Genomic DNA, 14,598 nt, shown 5'->3' on the forward strand with positions numbered 1-14,598 from the left:
TGACGCTGACCGAACAGGCAGGAGAGGCAAGGATGAGCGGAACGATCAGGCTGACCGCGGCGCAGGCGATGGTGCGCTGGCTGTCGGTGCAGATGACCGAGGACGGCGAGCGGTTCATCGAGGGATGCTGGGCCATCTTCGGCCACGGCAACGTGGCGGGCATCGGCGAGGCGCTGCACGGGATCGGCGACGCCTTCCCGACCTGGCGGGGCCAGAACGAACAGACCATGGCGCACGCGGCCATCGCCTTCGCCAAGGCATCGAGGCGCCGCCGCGCCCATGCGGTGACAAGCTCCATCGGGCCGGGGGCCACGAACATGGTGACGGCGGCGGCGCTGGCGCATGTGAACCGTTTGCCTGTGCTGCTGATCGCGGGCGATGTCTTTGCCAGCCGCCGCCCCGATCCGGTGCTGCAACAGGTCGAGGATTTCGATGACGGCACGGTCAGCGCCAACGACTGCTTCCGCCCGGTGGTGCGCTATTTCGACCGCATCCAGCGCCCCGAGCAACTGCTGACCGCGCTGCCCCGCGCGCTGCGGGTGATGACCGATCCGGCGAACTGCGGGCCGGTGTGCCTGGCCTTCTGCCAGGACACCCAGGCGGAAGCATACGACTGGCCCGAGGCGTTCTTTGAACCGAAGGTCTGGCGCATCCGCCGCCCCGAACCCGATGCGGGGGAACTGGCCCGGGTGGCGGATCTGATCCGCGCCGCCCGGCGCCCCGCGATCGTCGCGGGGGGCGGGGTGATCTATTCCGGGGCCGAGGCCACGCTGTCGGCCTTTGCCACCCGCCACGGCATCCCGGTGGCCGAGACGCAGGCGGGCAAGTCGGCCCTGGCGCAGGCGGACCCGATGAACCTGGGCGCCTCGGGCGTGGACGGATCGGCGGCGGCGAACGCCGTGCTGCGGGATGCGGATCTGGTGATCGGGGTCGGCACGCGGTTGCAGGACTTCACCACCGGCTCGCGGACCCTGTTCGCGGCAGGGGCGAAGCTGGTGTCGATCAACGTCCACGGCTATGACGCGGCCAAGCACGGGGCAGAGCCCCTGGTGTCTGACGCCCGCGTGGCGCTGGAAAAGCTGACGGCCATGCTGGGCGATCACAAGGCGGCTTTCGATCCCGCCCCGCGCGCCGCCTGGCTGGCCGCCGTCGATGCCCATTGCGCCGCGCCCGGCGACAGCAACGACCTGCCCTCTGATGCCCAGGTGATCGGCGCGGTGCAGCGTGCAGCACCCCAGGCCATTGCCATGTGCGCGGCAGGCACCATGCCCGGCGCGCTGAAGCTGCTGTGGCAGCCCGCGCAGGGCGGATACCACATGGAATACGGCTATTCCTGCATGGGCTACGAAGTCGCGGGCGCGATGGGGATCAAGCTGGCCTGCCCCGACCGCGAGGTGATCTGCTTCGTGGGCGACGGCAGCTACATGATGGCGAACTCGGAACTGGCGACGGCGGTGATGCGGCGGGTGCCCTTTACCGTGGTGCTGACCGACAACCGGGGTTACGGCTGCATCAACCGCCTGCAGCAGGTCTGCGGCGGCGTGCCCTTCAACAACCTGTATGAAGATTGCAACGTGGCCGACCAGCCGCGCATCGACTATGTGGCCCATGCGGGGTCCATGGGCGCGCACGCGGTCAAGGCCGGGGGTATCGCCGATCTGGAAGCGCAGATCGCCGCCGCTCGGGGGCGAAGCGTCCCCACGGTGATCGTCATCGACACCACCGCCAAGGACGGCCCGGGTTTCGGCGATGCTGGCCACTGGTGGGACGTGGCCGTGCCCGCCGTGGGCGGCACGAACCGCCTGCGCGAGGCCTATAGGACATACTTGGAAAACGCCGCCCGCGCGCGGCTGGTGAACTGAAGGGATGCACCCATGATCCGCTATGGCACCAACCCGATCGCCTGGGCCAACGACGACGACCAGACCATCGGCGCCCATATCCCGACCGAGCAGATCCTGCACGAGGCGGGCCGGGTGATCGGCTTTGACGGCATCGAGAACGGCCACCGCTGGCCCCACGACCCGCAGGCCTTGAAGGCGCTGCTGGGGCAGTATGGCCTGGCCTTCATCTCGGGCTGGTATTCGACCAACCTGCTGGTGGGCAGCGTCGAGGACGAGATCGCCGCCGTCCAGCCGCATCTGGCCAAGCTGAAGGCCAATGGCTGCGCGGTCTGCATCGTCTGCGAATGTTCCAACACCGTGCATGGCGATCCCGATGTGCCGGTGAACGACCGTCCGCGCCTGACGGCGGAGGAGATGGCCGCGTTCGGCGCCAAGGTCGAGGCCTTCGCGGCATACCTGGCCTCGCAGGGCATCACGCTGGCCTATCACCACCACATGGGCACGGTTGTGGAAAGCCCCGAGGAGATCGACGCCTTCATGGCCGCGACTGGCCCCGCCACGCATCTGCTGTTCGACGCGGGCCATTGCGCCTTCGGTGGCGGCGATCCGGTCGCGGTCTTGCGCCGCCACGCCGCCCGCGTCGCGCATTTCCACGCCAAGAACATCCGCCGGGACATCACGCAGCGGGTGCGGGCCGAGAACCTGTCCTTCCTGCAAGGCGTGCTGGCCGGGGCCTTCACCGTGCCGGGCGACCCGGAAGGGGCCATCGACTTCGTGCCGCTGCTGCGTATCCTTGCAGATGTGGGCTATGACGGCTGGCTGGTGATCGAGGCCGAGCAGGATCCCGCGCTGCGCAACCCGCTGGAATACCAGTCCATGGGGTTGAAGGCGCTGAAGGCCGCCGCAGCCGAGGCGGGACTGGACCGGGCGGCGGCCGCCTGACGGCGGCGAAGGCCGGGGGTTTCACACCCCCGGACCCCCGTGGGATATTTAACGTCCAAAGCAGGAGCCGCCCGATGAGCCATCTTCTTCGCAGACCCTTCGGCACCCATGGCAAGGTGCACCAGATCACGCCCCAGTCGGCGGGCTGGCGCTATGTCGGCTTTTCGCTCTACCGGCTGCGCGCGGGCGAGACGGCGGCGGAAGCGACCGGTGGGACAGAGGCGATGCTGGTGATGGTCGAGGGCAAGGCCCGCATCGAGGCGGCAGGCCAGGACTGGGGCACCCTGGGCGAACGCATGGATGTCTTCGAGAAGACCCCGCCGCATTGCCTCTATGTCCCGAACGGCCAGGACTGGCGCGCCGAGGCCGCAACCGACTGCACCATCGCCGTCTGCACCGCACCGGGCAGGGGCGGCCATGGGGCGCGCCGGATCGGCCCGGACGGCATCACGCTGACACAGCGGGGCAAGGGCCCCAACACCCGCTGGATCAACAACATCGCAATGGAGGCCGAGGATGTCTGCGACAGCCTGCTGGTGACCGAGGTCTTCACGCCGGCGGGCAACTGGTCCTCCTACCCCTCCCACCGCCATGACGAGGACGACTTCCCCCGCATCACCTATCTGGAGGAAACCTATTACCACCGCCTGAACCCCAAGGATGGCTGGGCCGTCCAGCGCGTCTATACCGACGACGGGTCGCTGGACGAAACCATGGCCGTGCGCGACGGCGACGTGGTGCTGGTGCCGCGCGGCCACCATCCCTGCGGCGCGCCCCACGGGTTCGAGCTTTACTACCTCAACGTCATGGCAGGGCCGCGCAGGGCTTGGCGCTTCGTCCCCGCGCCCGAGGTCGAAAGCGTGATCGAAAGGGACGGATAAGGACGCGGAACTCGCCTTCCCGGAGCCTGCAGCGGCACGATCTTCGTCGGGAAGACCCCGATACGGCACCAAATGGCGAGGGCCCCCGGGCATACTGGCCGCGAATGCGCCACAGCAGGGGGGGTCGGGATGGGTCAGGACAAAGCGGGTTTGCCGCCGGGTGCGGGCATGGCGGCGGGTGATCGCGGCCCGGCGCCGCATCTGCGGATCGACGCCTATGACACCTCGGCCCAACCGCTGGGCATGGCGCAGCGGCAGTTGCTGCACGAACTGACGGTGGGGGTGTTGTGGCCGCACCGGGCCCGTGACCTTGATCTGTTCCTGTCGCTGGGCCAGGGCTATCTGGCCACCGACGAGATCGGCCGCCCGGTCGGATCGGCCATGTATTTCCCGATGGGGGCGGATTTCGCCATGCTGGGGATGATGGTCACGGTGCCGCGCTTGCAGGCGCGGGGGGCGGGCAAGTGGCTATTGCAGCGCGTGCTGGCCGATTGCGCGGGCCGCGACCTGCGGCTGAGCGCGACGCGGTCGGGATACCGGCTTTATGCCGCGGCGGGGTTCCTGCCGGTGGGCGTCATTCACCAGCAGCAGGGGATCGCGCGGGCGGTTGAGCCGGTGCAGGCGACGGGGTTGCGGGTCCGCAGCCTGGAACCGGGGGACAAGGCGGCGCTGCGGGCGCTGGATGCGGCGGCCTATGGTGCGGTGCGGGCGCGGGTGCTGGACGGGCTGCTGGCCTTGTCCACCGGCACCGTGGCGCTGCGGGACGGGGCGGTCTGCGGCTTTGCCTTGCAGCGCGACTTCGGCAAGGGCGTGGTGATCGGCCCGGTCGTGGCCGAGGATGACGCAATGGCGATGGCGCTGGTCTCGCCGCTGATCCGCGCCAATGCGGGCACCTTCACGCGCCTTGACACGCCGGTGAACAGCGAGGGCTTCCTGTCCTTCCTGGCCGATGCCGGGCTGGCGGCCTTCGATACCGTGACCGAGATGCGCATCGGCCCCCATCGCCGCGCGACGGAAGGGGCCGTGATCTATGGCCTGGCCTCGCATTCGCTGGGGTAGGGGTTTCGACCGAACGGGCGTGATCAGGAAACCTGTCCGTTTCCCCCGCCTTTATCTGATGGTGCGACGCAAGGACGGCGCAATCCCAGACCACGAGAGGCCCGGCGGTGCGGGAAGGATAGGCCGCGACGTGGCGAAGGCGATGGCCTTCGCCAATCAAGATGGGGTGGGGTTCCACCCCGCCACGCGCCGTTACGACAGCCGGTCCTTCAACCCGAACCACAACCCCACCAGCGGCAGGAACCAGGGCTTGCCGCTGTGCGCCGGGATCGCGGGCCAGTGCAGTCCCTCCAGCGGGTTCGTGCCGCGCCGTCCCATCGCCAGATCCGCCAGCACCTGCCCGATCAGCGTGGACATCTGCGCGCCGTGCCCGGAATAGCCCATGCCATAGATCATGCCGTCCACCTCGCCCGCGCGGGGGAAGCGGTCCTTGGTCATGTCCACCAGCCCGCCCCAGCAGTAATCCACCGGCACATCGGCCAGATGCGGAAAGATCGCCGTCATGGACCGGCGCAGGATCGCCCCCGACTTCGCGTCCGCCTTCTGGTCCGACCGGGCCGAGAACCGCGCCCGCCCGCCAAAGATCAGCCGCCGGTCGGGCGACAGGCGGAAATAGTTGCCGATGTTCATGGACGTGACGCAGGTCCGGTCGCCGGGCAGGGTGGCCGCGACCTCGGCCTTTGTCAGGGGCCGCGTCGCGATGATGAACGACCCGACCGAGATGATGCGCCGCCGGAAATGCCGCAAGGGCGCCGTGGTGCCATAGGCCCCGGTGGCGACAATCACCCGATCCGCCACAAGCCGCCCGCGCGGGGTCTGCAAGTCCCACCCCCTGGCTGCCCTGGCCCGCCCCGTCATGGGTGCGCCTTCCCAGATCCGCGCGCCGTGCCGCGCCGCCGCCCCGGCCAGCCCTTGGGCATAGCGGCCCATATGGATCATCGCGGATTTCTCATACAGCATCGCGCCGTGGAAGCTGTCCGACCCGACCTCGCCCGCCAGGTCGGCGCGGTCCAGCCAGCGGGTGTCGGGGTCGACCTCGGCATGGATCAGGTCGAAATTCGCGCGCAGGCCCGCGACATGGCTTGCCTTGGACGCCAGCTTCAGCTTGCCCGAGCGGCGGAAATCGCAGGCGATGTTTTCCTCGGCCACGATCTGCTCGATCATGTCGATGGATCGGTCATAGGCGCGGTAAAGCGCATGCGCGCGTTCCGTCCCCAGATGCGCCTTGGCGTCGCCATAGCCATGGGCGATGCCGTTGTTCAGGTGCCCGCCATTGCGCCCCGAGGCGCCCCAGCCGACGGTCTCGGCCTCCAGCAGGGCCACGCTGACGCCAGCCCTGGCCAGGCTGCGGGCGGCGTTCAGCCCGGTGAAGCCGCCGCCGATCACGGCCACGTCGAAGCGGCCCTCGACCGGCCCGGCCTCGGCCCCGGCAAAGGGGGCCACGCCGTCCTGCCAATAGGATGCGTGGCGGGTCACAGCCCCACCACCTCGGCCAGGCCCGAGATGTCGCGGACCTCGGTATAGCCGTAATGGGGGTTCGCGGGTTCGTGGCCCCGGTTCACCCAGACCTTGTTGCGGATGCCGATGTCATGGGCGGTCATCAGGTCATAGCGGAAGGACGAGGACACATGCAGCACGTCCTCGGGTCCGCAGCCAAGCTGGTCGAACATGTATTCAAAGGCGCGCATCCGGGGCTTGTAGGCGCCGGCGCTTTCCGCCGTGAACACATGGTCGATGGGCGCGCCCAGCCTGGCGATGTTGTGGGGGATCTGGTCGTTCATGGAATTGGTCAGCGCCACCAGCGGGATCTTTCCGGCGATGCGCTGAAGGCCCGCGGGCACGTCCAGGTTCGGACCCCAGGTCGGCACGCGGTCATAGATGTCGGCGGCCACCGCCGGATCGAAGGCCAGGCCGTTGCGCTTGCAGGTGCGTTCCAGCGCGTTGTGGACGACCTCGGCATAGGGTTTCCAGACGCCCAGAACCTCGTCCAGGCGGTAGGCCGCAAAATTGGCGATGAACTTCTCCATCCGGGGGCCGGACAGCTGGGCGCCGTAATGGTCGCGCGCGGCGCCCGCCATGTCGAAGAAGATCATCGTGCCGTGGCAATCGAAGGTGATGAATTTCGGGCGCTGCGCCATGGGGCCTCCTGCGGGTCGGTTTTTCCCATCTTGGACGCACCGGGGCGGCGGGGTGTGCGGCAGTCGCCCGCCTGACGGCAGGAGATTGCGAAAATCCCGCGACGGACGGCAGGCCGTGCCGCCTGCGCCGCGACAACGGTGCCCGAGCCGCTGTGGAGCGGGCCAATCTGGCGGCAACCAAGGAAAGGAACCGCCATGACGCTGCTGACCCCCATCGACACCGCCCCCGCCTTTGCCCCGCACGAGGATGTGGCCGCCGCTGACAAGCTGATCGCCGGCGCGCCCGCCTTCAAGACCTGGGCCCTGGACGAGGTGCCGCTGGGCAACTGGACCAAGATCCGCACCGGCATCTGGGAAGCCACCCCCGGCACCACCCGGTCCGCCAAGGGCGAGGCGCTGGAATTCTGCCATATCCTGTCTGGCGTCGTTGACCTGACCGAGGACGGCGGCGAGACGCGCCGGTTTGCCGCAGGCGACAGCTTCCTGATGAAGCCGGGCTTCAAGGGCACCTGGAAGACGGTCGAAACCGTGCGCAAGATCTATGTCTTCGCCGACTGACCTGCTGGCCCGGCTGGTGGGCTTTCCCAGCGTCGTGGGCGGCCCGAACGGCGCGATCATTGCGTTCGTGCAGGATTACCTGCGCGGGTACGGGGTGGAACCCGCCCTGATCCCCGGACCCGAGGGCGACCGCTGGAACCTGTTCGCCACCATCGGGGATCCCTCGCGCGCGGGTTACGTCCTGTCGGGCCACCTCGACGTGGTCCCGGCGGGGGAACCCGGCTGGCAGGGCGATCCCTTCATGCTGCGCAGCCATGGGGACCGCCTGATCGGACGCGGGGCCTGCGACATGAAGGGCTTTGTCGCGGCCGCCCTGGCCATGGTGCCCGAACTGGCCGCCATGCCGCTGTCCGCGCCGATCCACATCGCGCTGTCCTATGACGAGGAAGCGGGCTGCCGGGGGGTGCCGCATCTGCTGGCGGCGCTGCCGGGTCTTTGCGCCCCGCCCTTGGGGGCGATCATCGGAGAGCCGTCCGGCCTGGTGCCGGTCTTGGCCCACAAGGGCAAGGCGGCGCTGCGGCTGGCGGCGTCGGGCGTGGCGGGGCATAGCTCGCGCCCCGACCTGGGGGTGAACGCCATTCATGCGCTGCTGCCCGCGCTGAACGCGGCGGCGGCGCAGGCCGTGGTGCTGCAATCGGGGCCCCGGGACGCGCGCTTCGCGCCGCCCTGGTCCAGCCTTCAGATCGGCACGGTCACGGGCGGGCAGGCCGTCAACATCATCCCCGACCATGCCGAGGCGCAGATCGAGGCCCGCGCCATCCAGGGCGTCGATCCCAAGGCGATCCTGGCTCCGGTCGTCGCGGCGGCGCAGGGGCTGGCGGTGGACTGGCTGTCCTCCTATCCCGCGCTGGCCTTGGACCCCGATCACCCGCTGGCGCGGCTGATGGCCGACCTGACCGGCGCCACCCCCCTGGGCGCCGTCAGCTATGGGACCGAGGCCGGGCTTTACCAAGGGGCCGGGATCCCCGCGATCATCTGCGGCCCCGGCGACATCGCCCGCGCGCACCGCCCCGAGGAATACCTGACAACGGGCGAACTGGATGATTGCTGCGCCCTGATCCGCCGCCTGGGGCAAGGGCTTTGCCCGTGACGGCATTTTCTGCGGCACCGCCCATGCGATCCGCAGGACATGCCGCGCGCACCGGCCAGATCGGTGATCCCGGGGGCGCGCCCGTGGCAGGATAACCGCAACAAGGATGAACCGATGACCACCACCACGACCCCCGCGCTTGCCGCCTTTACCCCCGCCCATCTGCCGCAGGCGCTGCGCCTGTCCCGGCAGGCGGGCTGGCCCCACCGGCAACAGGACTGGGCGCTGACGCTGTCGGTCTCGCAAGGGGTCGTGGCGCTGGACGGGGATCGCGTGGTCGGCACGGCGCTGTGTTCGCCCTTCGGCCCGGTCGCCACCCTGAACATGATCATCGTCGATGAGGCGATGCGCGGGCGTGGCCTAGGCCGCACGCTGATGGATGCCATCATCGCCTTGGCCGGGGACCGGGAAATGCGGCTGGTCGCCACCACCGACGGGCTGCCGCTTTACGAAAAGCTGGGCTTCCACGCCACCGGGCAGATCGTGCAGCACCAAGGCATCGCGACCGCAGCAGCGCCGGACCTGCCCGTGACGACCGGCACCTCCGCCGATATCGACCGCTTGGCCCCGACCGACCGCGCCGCCAGCGGCATGGACCGCGCGCCCCTGCTGCGCGCCATTGCCGCCGAAGGCGAGGTTCTGATCTGCAACACCGGCTTCGCCCTGCTGCGCGACTTCGGACGGGGCCGCGTCGTCGGCCCCATCACCGCCCCCGACACCGCCACCGCCCGCGCCATGCTGACGGATGCCGCGCGCCGCTGCGAGGGCACCTTCCTGCGCGCCGACCTGCGCGCAGGGCAGGGATTGGAGCCGCTGGCCGCCCGCCTGGGCCTTGCCCCCGTGGGCGGCGGCACCGCCATGGTCCGCAACCCGCAGACCCCCGATCCCACGACCTTTGCCCTGATCTCGCAGGCCCTTGGCTGAACCCGGAGAAGAAAATGCTGAGCAATTCCCTTGTCGAGCTTGACCGCCGGCACCTGATCCACCCGGTTTCCTCCTTCCGCGGGCATGAGGCGCGCGGCGTGCGCATCCTGACCGGCGGGCAGGGCGCGACCGTCACCGATGCCGAGGGCCGGACCCTGATCGACGGCTTCGCGGGCCTGTGGTGCGTGAACGCGGGCTATGGCCACGAAAGCATCGTCGAGGCCGCAGCCGACCAGATGCGCAAGCTGCCCTATGCCACCGGCTATTTCGACCTTGGGGCCGAGGCCCCGATCCGCCTGGCCGCCGCGCTGGCCGAACGCGCACCCGGCGATCTGAACCACGTGTATTTCACGCTGGGCGGGTCGGACGCGGTGGACAGCACGATCCGCTTCATCCGTTATTACTGGCACGCCAAGGGCCAGCCGGGGCGCGACCAGTTCATCTCGGTCGCGAACGGCTATCACGGGTCCACGACCATGGGCGCGGGACTGACCGCGCTGCCGCTGTTCCACGACGGGTTCGGCGCGCCCTATGACTGGCAGCACAAGATTTCGTCCCATTATCTTTATCGCAACCCGGTGGGCACAGACTCGCAGGCGGTGATCGATGCCTCGGTCGCGGAACTGCGGGCCAAGATCGAGGCCATCGGCCCCGACCGCGTCGCCGCCTTCTATGTCGAGCCGATCCAGGGGTCCGGCGGCGTGCTGGTTCCGCCCCCCGGCTGGATCAAGGCGATGCGCGACCTTTGCGCCGGATACGACGTGCTGTTCGTCGCCGACGAGGTCATCACCGGCTTTGGCCGCACCGGCCCGCTGTTCGCCTGTCAGGACGAGGGCATCGTCCCCGACCTGATGACCACGGCCAAGGGCCTGACCTCGGGCTATGTGCCGATGGGCGCGGTCTTCATGCGCGATCATGTCTATGAAACGCTGGCCGACGGGGCGGGGGCCAAGGCCATCGGGCACGGCTTCACCTATTCCGCCCATCCCGTCTCGGCCGCCGTCGCGCTGGAGGTGCTGGCGCTTTACGAAGGGGGGTTGCTGGAGAATGGCCGCCGCGCGGGGGCGCGGTTGCAGGCGGGGCTGGAAAGCCTGCGCGATCACCCGCTGGTAGGCGACGTGCGGGGCAGGGGGATGCTGGCGGCCGTCGAACTGGTCGTGGACAAGGACGCCAAGACCCCGCTGCCGCCTGCCATCCAGCCTGCCACGCGGCTGTTCGACCGCGCATGGGACCAAGGGCTGATCGTGCGGTCCTTTGCGCAAGGCATCTTCGGCTATGCCCCGCCGCTCTGCTGCACGGAGGATCAGATCGACGCCATTGTCGAACGCACCCGCGCTGTCCTGGACCTGACGCTGGAGGATCCCGAGATCCGCGCGGTCCTGCGCTGATGGCGCTGCTGCTGCATTCGACGCCCGAACGCGGGGCCGTCTGGGGGCGCATCTTCGCCGATGCGGGCGAGGGCTTCATCGCGGACGAGGCGGGCGTCACCGACCCCGCCCTTGTCACGCACCTGGCCTGCTGGACCCCGCCCGCCGACCTGGCGCGCTATCCCAACCTGCGCACGGTGATCTGCGTGGGCGCGGGCACCGACCATTTCCCGCCGCTGCCCCCGGGCGTGGCCCTGTCGCGCACCCTCGCGCCGGGGATCGAGGCGATGGTCCGCGATTGGGTGGTCATGGCGGTGCTGGCCCTGCACCGCGACCTGCCCGCCTATCTGGAGGATGCCGCGCGCGGTGCATGGCAGCCGCGCCCGGCCCGGCTGGCCCGGTCCCGCCGGGTGGGGATCATGGGCATGGGCCGGATCGGGCGGCTGGCGGCGGAAAGCCTAGGTGCCCTGGGCTTTTCGGTCGCGGGCTACAGCCGTTCGGGCGCGCCGGTGGAGGGCGTCGCGGTCTTCGGCGCGGATCGGCTGGACGATTTCCTGGCCGGGGCGGACATCCTGGTCTGCCTGCTGCCCCTGACGGACCGGACGCGGAGGATGATGAACGACGCCTTTCTGGCCCGCCTGCCCGCCGGGGCGGGTCTGGTCCAGGCCGGGCGCGGCGCGCAACTGGACATGGACGCGCTGCGCCGGGCGCTCGACAGCGGCCGCCTGTCCGCCGCCATGCTGGACGTGACCGACCCCGAGCCCCTGCCCGCCGACCACTGGGCCTGGACGGACCCGCGCGTGCTGATCACCCCGCATGTCGCCGCCCATACCGATGCCGCCGAGGGCGCGCGCCATGCCCTTGCCGTGATCCGTGCCGATCGCGATGGCCAGCCCGTGCCGGGCCTGGTGGACCGCAGCCGGGGATATTGAGATGACTGATTCCTGCCGCAGGACCATCGCGCCGATTGGCGAAGGCCATCGCCTTCGCCGCCTGATGACATGGCCACCAGAACCGCCGGGCCTCAAAGGCTCGGCCAGCACCCGCCCCGCCCCCGGCGGGCGCTGGCCTTCCGTGGTCGCGGGGCTGCGCCGTCTCTGGTTGCACCCTCGCGCGGTGGGCAGGGGAAACGCGATGCCTTTCCTGATCCCGCCCGTGCCGGGCACCCTGGGCGCGGACTCGCGCGATATGCCGCGCGGTGCCCCGATACGAAAGAATCTGCTGCGCCGCCCCCATGTTTCGGCGTTTTGCAAACCCCGGATGACGCAATCTGGATGCGACGGGATGACGACGCCCGCGCTTCCGCCGACCTGACCGCCGCACACTCTGCGGCACCTGCGAAAGGAAGTTCCCATGGCCACCCTGACGGCGGCGAAACCCCTGGACCGCTTTTCCTATGTCACCTTCGACGTGGTGGGCACCCTGATCGACTTCGAGGGCGCGATCACCGGCGCGCTGCAAAAGATCGCCGCCGACGCGGGCATGACCGTGGACGGAGAGGCCGCGCTGGCCCTCTATCGCAACGCCCGCTATCAGCCCGATGCGCTGCGCTTCCCCGACGACCTGGGCCGCTGCTACGCCCAGATCGCGGCCGCCACCGGCCTTCCCGACACCCCGGAAAACCGCCGGTTCATGATCGACGCCGTGGGCGAGGCGCAGCCCTTCCCCGACAGCGTGCAGGCCATGGCGCGGCTCAAGGCGCGCTACAAGCTGATCGCCATGACCAATGCCCGCCGCTGGGCCTTCGAGAAATACGAGGCGAAGCTGGGCAATCCCTTCTGGGCCAGCTTCACCACCGACGACACCGGCACCGAAAAGCCCGACCCGGCCTTTTTCCACCAGGTCTTCGACTTCGTGGAACAGGACGGCGGCAGCAAGGACGACATCCTGCACACCGCGCAAAGCCAATACCACGACATCGGCATTTCGCGCCAACTGGGCATGACGAACGCCTGGATCCAGCGCCGCCATGCGCAACAGGGATACGGCGGCACCATCGAACCGGCCCAGTTCACCGAACCCGATTACCACTTCCACGCGCTGATCGACCTCGCCGAAGCGGCCGACAAGGCCTTCGGCAACTGACTTCACCCGCCCCTGAGCGACCGAGAGAGCCGCCGGGCCTGACAACAGGGAAGATGACATGAAAGACCTCAAACCGACCAACTGGACCGGCCGCGACGACGCGATGGTGGAAGCCGCGATCCGCCGGGGTGCCTCGCGCCGGGAACTGCTCAAGATGCTAATGGCGTCCGGCGTGGCGCTGTCGGCGGGCGGATCCTTGCTGCTGCGCGCGGGCCAGGCGGTGGCGCAAACCCCGGTGACGGGCGGGCACCTGAAGGCCGCGGGCTGGTCGGCATCGACCGCCGACACGCTGGACCCGGCCAAGGCGTCGCTCTCGACCGACTATACCCGCTGCTGCGCCTTTTATAACCGCCTGACCTTCCTGGACGAAGGCGGCGTGGTGAAGATGGAGCTGGCCGACACCATCGAGACGACGGACGCCAAGACCTGGCAGATCATCCTGAAGCCCGGCGTGACCTTCCACGACGGCAAGACCCTGACCGCGTCCGACGTGGTCTGGTCGCTGAAGCGCCACCTGGATCCGGCGGTAGGATCGAAAGCCGCTGCCATCGCCGAACAGATGGCGGAAATCACCGCCGTGGACGACCGCACCGTCAGCATCGTGCTGGCCGCCGCCAATGCCGACCTGCCCACCATCCTGTCCTTGCACCACTTCATGATCCTGGCCGAGGGCACGAGCGATTTCAGCAAGGCCAACGGCACCGGCGCCTTTGTCTGCGAGACCTTTGAACCTGGTGTCCGGTCAATCGGCACGCGCAACCCGAACTATTTCAAGGACAGCGGGCCGTATCTGGACAGCTTTGAATACTTCGCCATCTCGGACAACAACGCGCGCGTCAACGCGGTCCTGTCGGGCGACATCCACCTGGCCGCCGCGATCAACCCCCGGTCCATGCGCATGGTCGAGGGGCAGGACCACATCACTACCTCGATCTCGACCGGGGGGAACTACACGAACCTGAACATCCGCCTGGACATGGATCCGGGCAGCAAGGCGGGCTTCGTCGAGGGCATGAAATACCTGATGAACCGCGAGGCCATGGTGAACGGCGTCCTGCGCGGCTTGGGAGAGGTCGCGAACGACCAGCCCGTCTCGCCCATGGACAAGTATCACAACCCGAACCTGAAACCCCGGCCCTACGATCCCGAACAGGCCAAGGCCCTGTTCGAGAAGGCGGGCGTCCTGGGCCAGGCGATCCCCATCGTCACCTCGGATGCGGCGAACTCGGCCATCGACTATGCCATGGTCGTCCAGCAGGCGGGCAACGAGGCCGGAATGCCCTTCCAGATCGAGCGCGTGCCCTCGGACGGCTACTGGTCGAACTACTGGCTGAAGGCGCCGATCCATTTCGGCAACATCAACCCGCGTCCCACGCCGGACATCCTGTTCTCGCTGCTCTACGCATCCGACGCGCCCTGGAACGAAAGCCAGTACAAGTCCGAGAAATTCGACGGGATGCTGGTCGAGGCGCGCGGGCTTCTGGACGAGGAAAAGCGCAAGGCGATCTATTGGGAGATGCAGGAGATGGTCGCGAACGAGGCAGGCACCATCATCCCCGCCTATATTTCCAACGTCGATGCGCATTCGTCCAAGATGAAGGGGATGCGCGCCAACCCTCTGGGCGGCCAGATGGGCTATGCCTTCGCCGAATACGTCTGGCTGGAGGCCTGATGCCACGACCCCGCGCAAGGACTGCGCGGGGCACCCTT

The 14,598-nt window shown here is 69.0% G+C and carries 13 protein-coding genes; 11 read left to right on the top strand and 2 right to left on the bottom strand.

Annotated features, from left to right (window positions below):
* The first annotated feature begins 32 nt into the window (after positions 1-32).
* The 4 genes from iolD to JX613_RS09865 all read left to right on the top strand — a co-directional run bounded on the left by iolD (position 33) and on the right by JX613_RS09865 (position 4,726).
* Positions 33-1,862: a 3D-(3,5/4)-trihydroxycyclohexane-1,2-dione acylhydrolase (decyclizing) gene (iolD, locus tag JX613_RS09850; RefSeq protein ID WP_207101287.1), complete on the top strand. Its 1,830-nt coding sequence runs from the start codon at positions 33-35 to the stop codon at positions 1,860-1,862.
* Positions 1,863-1,874: 12 nt separating this feature from the next.
* A complete protein-coding gene (iolE, locus tag JX613_RS09855) occupies positions 1,875-2,786 on the top strand; it encodes a myo-inosose-2 dehydratase (protein WP_207101288.1) in 912 nt (303 codons plus the stop codon).
* Between the two features lie 74 nt (positions 2,787-2,860).
* Positions 2,861-3,667, top strand: a complete 807-nt coding sequence (iolB, locus tag JX613_RS09860; RefSeq protein WP_207101289.1) for a 5-deoxy-glucuronate isomerase — start codon at positions 2,861-2,863, stop codon at positions 3,665-3,667.
* A gap of 129 nt (positions 3,668-3,796) precedes the next feature.
* Positions 3,797-4,726: a GNAT family N-acetyltransferase gene (locus JX613_RS09865; protein ID WP_207101290.1), complete on the top strand. Its 930-nt coding sequence runs from the start codon at positions 3,797-3,799 to the stop codon at positions 4,724-4,726.
* Between the two features lie 192 nt (positions 4,727-4,918).
* On the opposite strand, the gene JX613_RS09870 is transcribed toward JX613_RS09865, so the two are convergent.
* Both JX613_RS09870 and JX613_RS09875 read right to left on the bottom strand, forming a co-directional pair.
* A complete protein-coding gene (locus JX613_RS09870; RefSeq protein ID WP_207101291.1) occupies positions 4,919-6,202 on the bottom strand; it encodes an FAD-dependent oxidoreductase in 1,284 nt (427 codons plus the stop codon).
* Positions 6,199-6,864, bottom strand: a complete 666-nt coding sequence (locus tag JX613_RS09875; RefSeq protein WP_207101292.1) for a haloacid dehalogenase type II — start codon at positions 6,862-6,864, stop codon at positions 6,199-6,201. The genes JX613_RS09870 and JX613_RS09875 overlap by 4 nt, the downstream gene beginning before the upstream one ends.
* Before the next feature lie 195 nt (positions 6,865-7,059).
* Here JX613_RS09875 and JX613_RS09880 point away from each other — a divergent pair, with 195 nt between their 5' ends.
* The 7 genes from JX613_RS09880 (at position 7,060) to JX613_RS09910 (ending at position 14,560) form a co-directional block, all read left to right on the top strand.
* Positions 7,060-7,422 carry a cupin domain-containing protein gene (locus JX613_RS09880; protein ID WP_207101293.1) on the top strand — a complete coding sequence of 121 codons (363 nt, stop codon included), beginning with the start codon at positions 7,060-7,062 and terminating at the stop codon, positions 7,420-7,422.
* Positions 7,406-8,512 carry an acetylornithine deacetylase gene (gene argE / locus JX613_RS09885; RefSeq protein WP_207101294.1) on the top strand — a complete coding sequence of 369 codons (1,107 nt, stop codon included), beginning with the start codon at positions 7,406-7,408 and terminating at the stop codon, positions 8,510-8,512. Before JX613_RS09880 ends, argE begins: the two co-directional genes overlap by 17 nt.
* 114 nt (positions 8,513-8,626) lie before the next feature.
* Entirely contained in the window at positions 8,627-9,436 is an 810-nt protein-coding gene (locus tag JX613_RS09890; RefSeq protein ID WP_207101295.1) for a GNAT family N-acetyltransferase, read from the top strand.
* 14 nt (positions 9,437-9,450) lie between these two features.
* Entirely contained in the window at positions 9,451-10,824 is a 1,374-nt protein-coding gene (locus tag JX613_RS09895; RefSeq protein ID WP_207101296.1) for an aspartate aminotransferase family protein, read from the top strand.
* A complete protein-coding gene (locus JX613_RS09900; RefSeq protein WP_207101297.1) occupies positions 10,824-11,735 on the top strand; it encodes a 2-hydroxyacid dehydrogenase in 912 nt (303 codons plus the stop codon). Before JX613_RS09895 ends, JX613_RS09900 begins: the two co-directional genes overlap by 1 nt.
* 421 nt (positions 11,736-12,156) lie before the next feature.
* Positions 12,157-12,888 carry an HAD-IA family hydrolase gene (locus JX613_RS09905; RefSeq protein WP_207101298.1) on the top strand — a complete coding sequence of 244 codons (732 nt, stop codon included), beginning with the start codon at positions 12,157-12,159 and terminating at the stop codon, positions 12,886-12,888.
* Positions 12,889-12,946: 58 nt separating this feature from the next.
* Positions 12,947-14,560 carry an ABC transporter substrate-binding protein gene (locus tag JX613_RS09910; RefSeq protein ID WP_207101299.1) on the top strand — a complete coding sequence of 538 codons (1,614 nt, stop codon included), beginning with the start codon at positions 12,947-12,949 and terminating at the stop codon, positions 14,558-14,560.
* Positions 14,561-14,598: the final 38 nt, after the last annotated feature.

The sequence above is a fragment of the Paracoccus shandongensis genome, assembly GCF_017315735.1.
In the GTDB taxonomy this organism is placed as follows: Bacteria; Pseudomonadota; Alphaproteobacteria; order Rhodobacterales; family Rhodobacteraceae; genus Paracoccus; species Paracoccus shandongensis.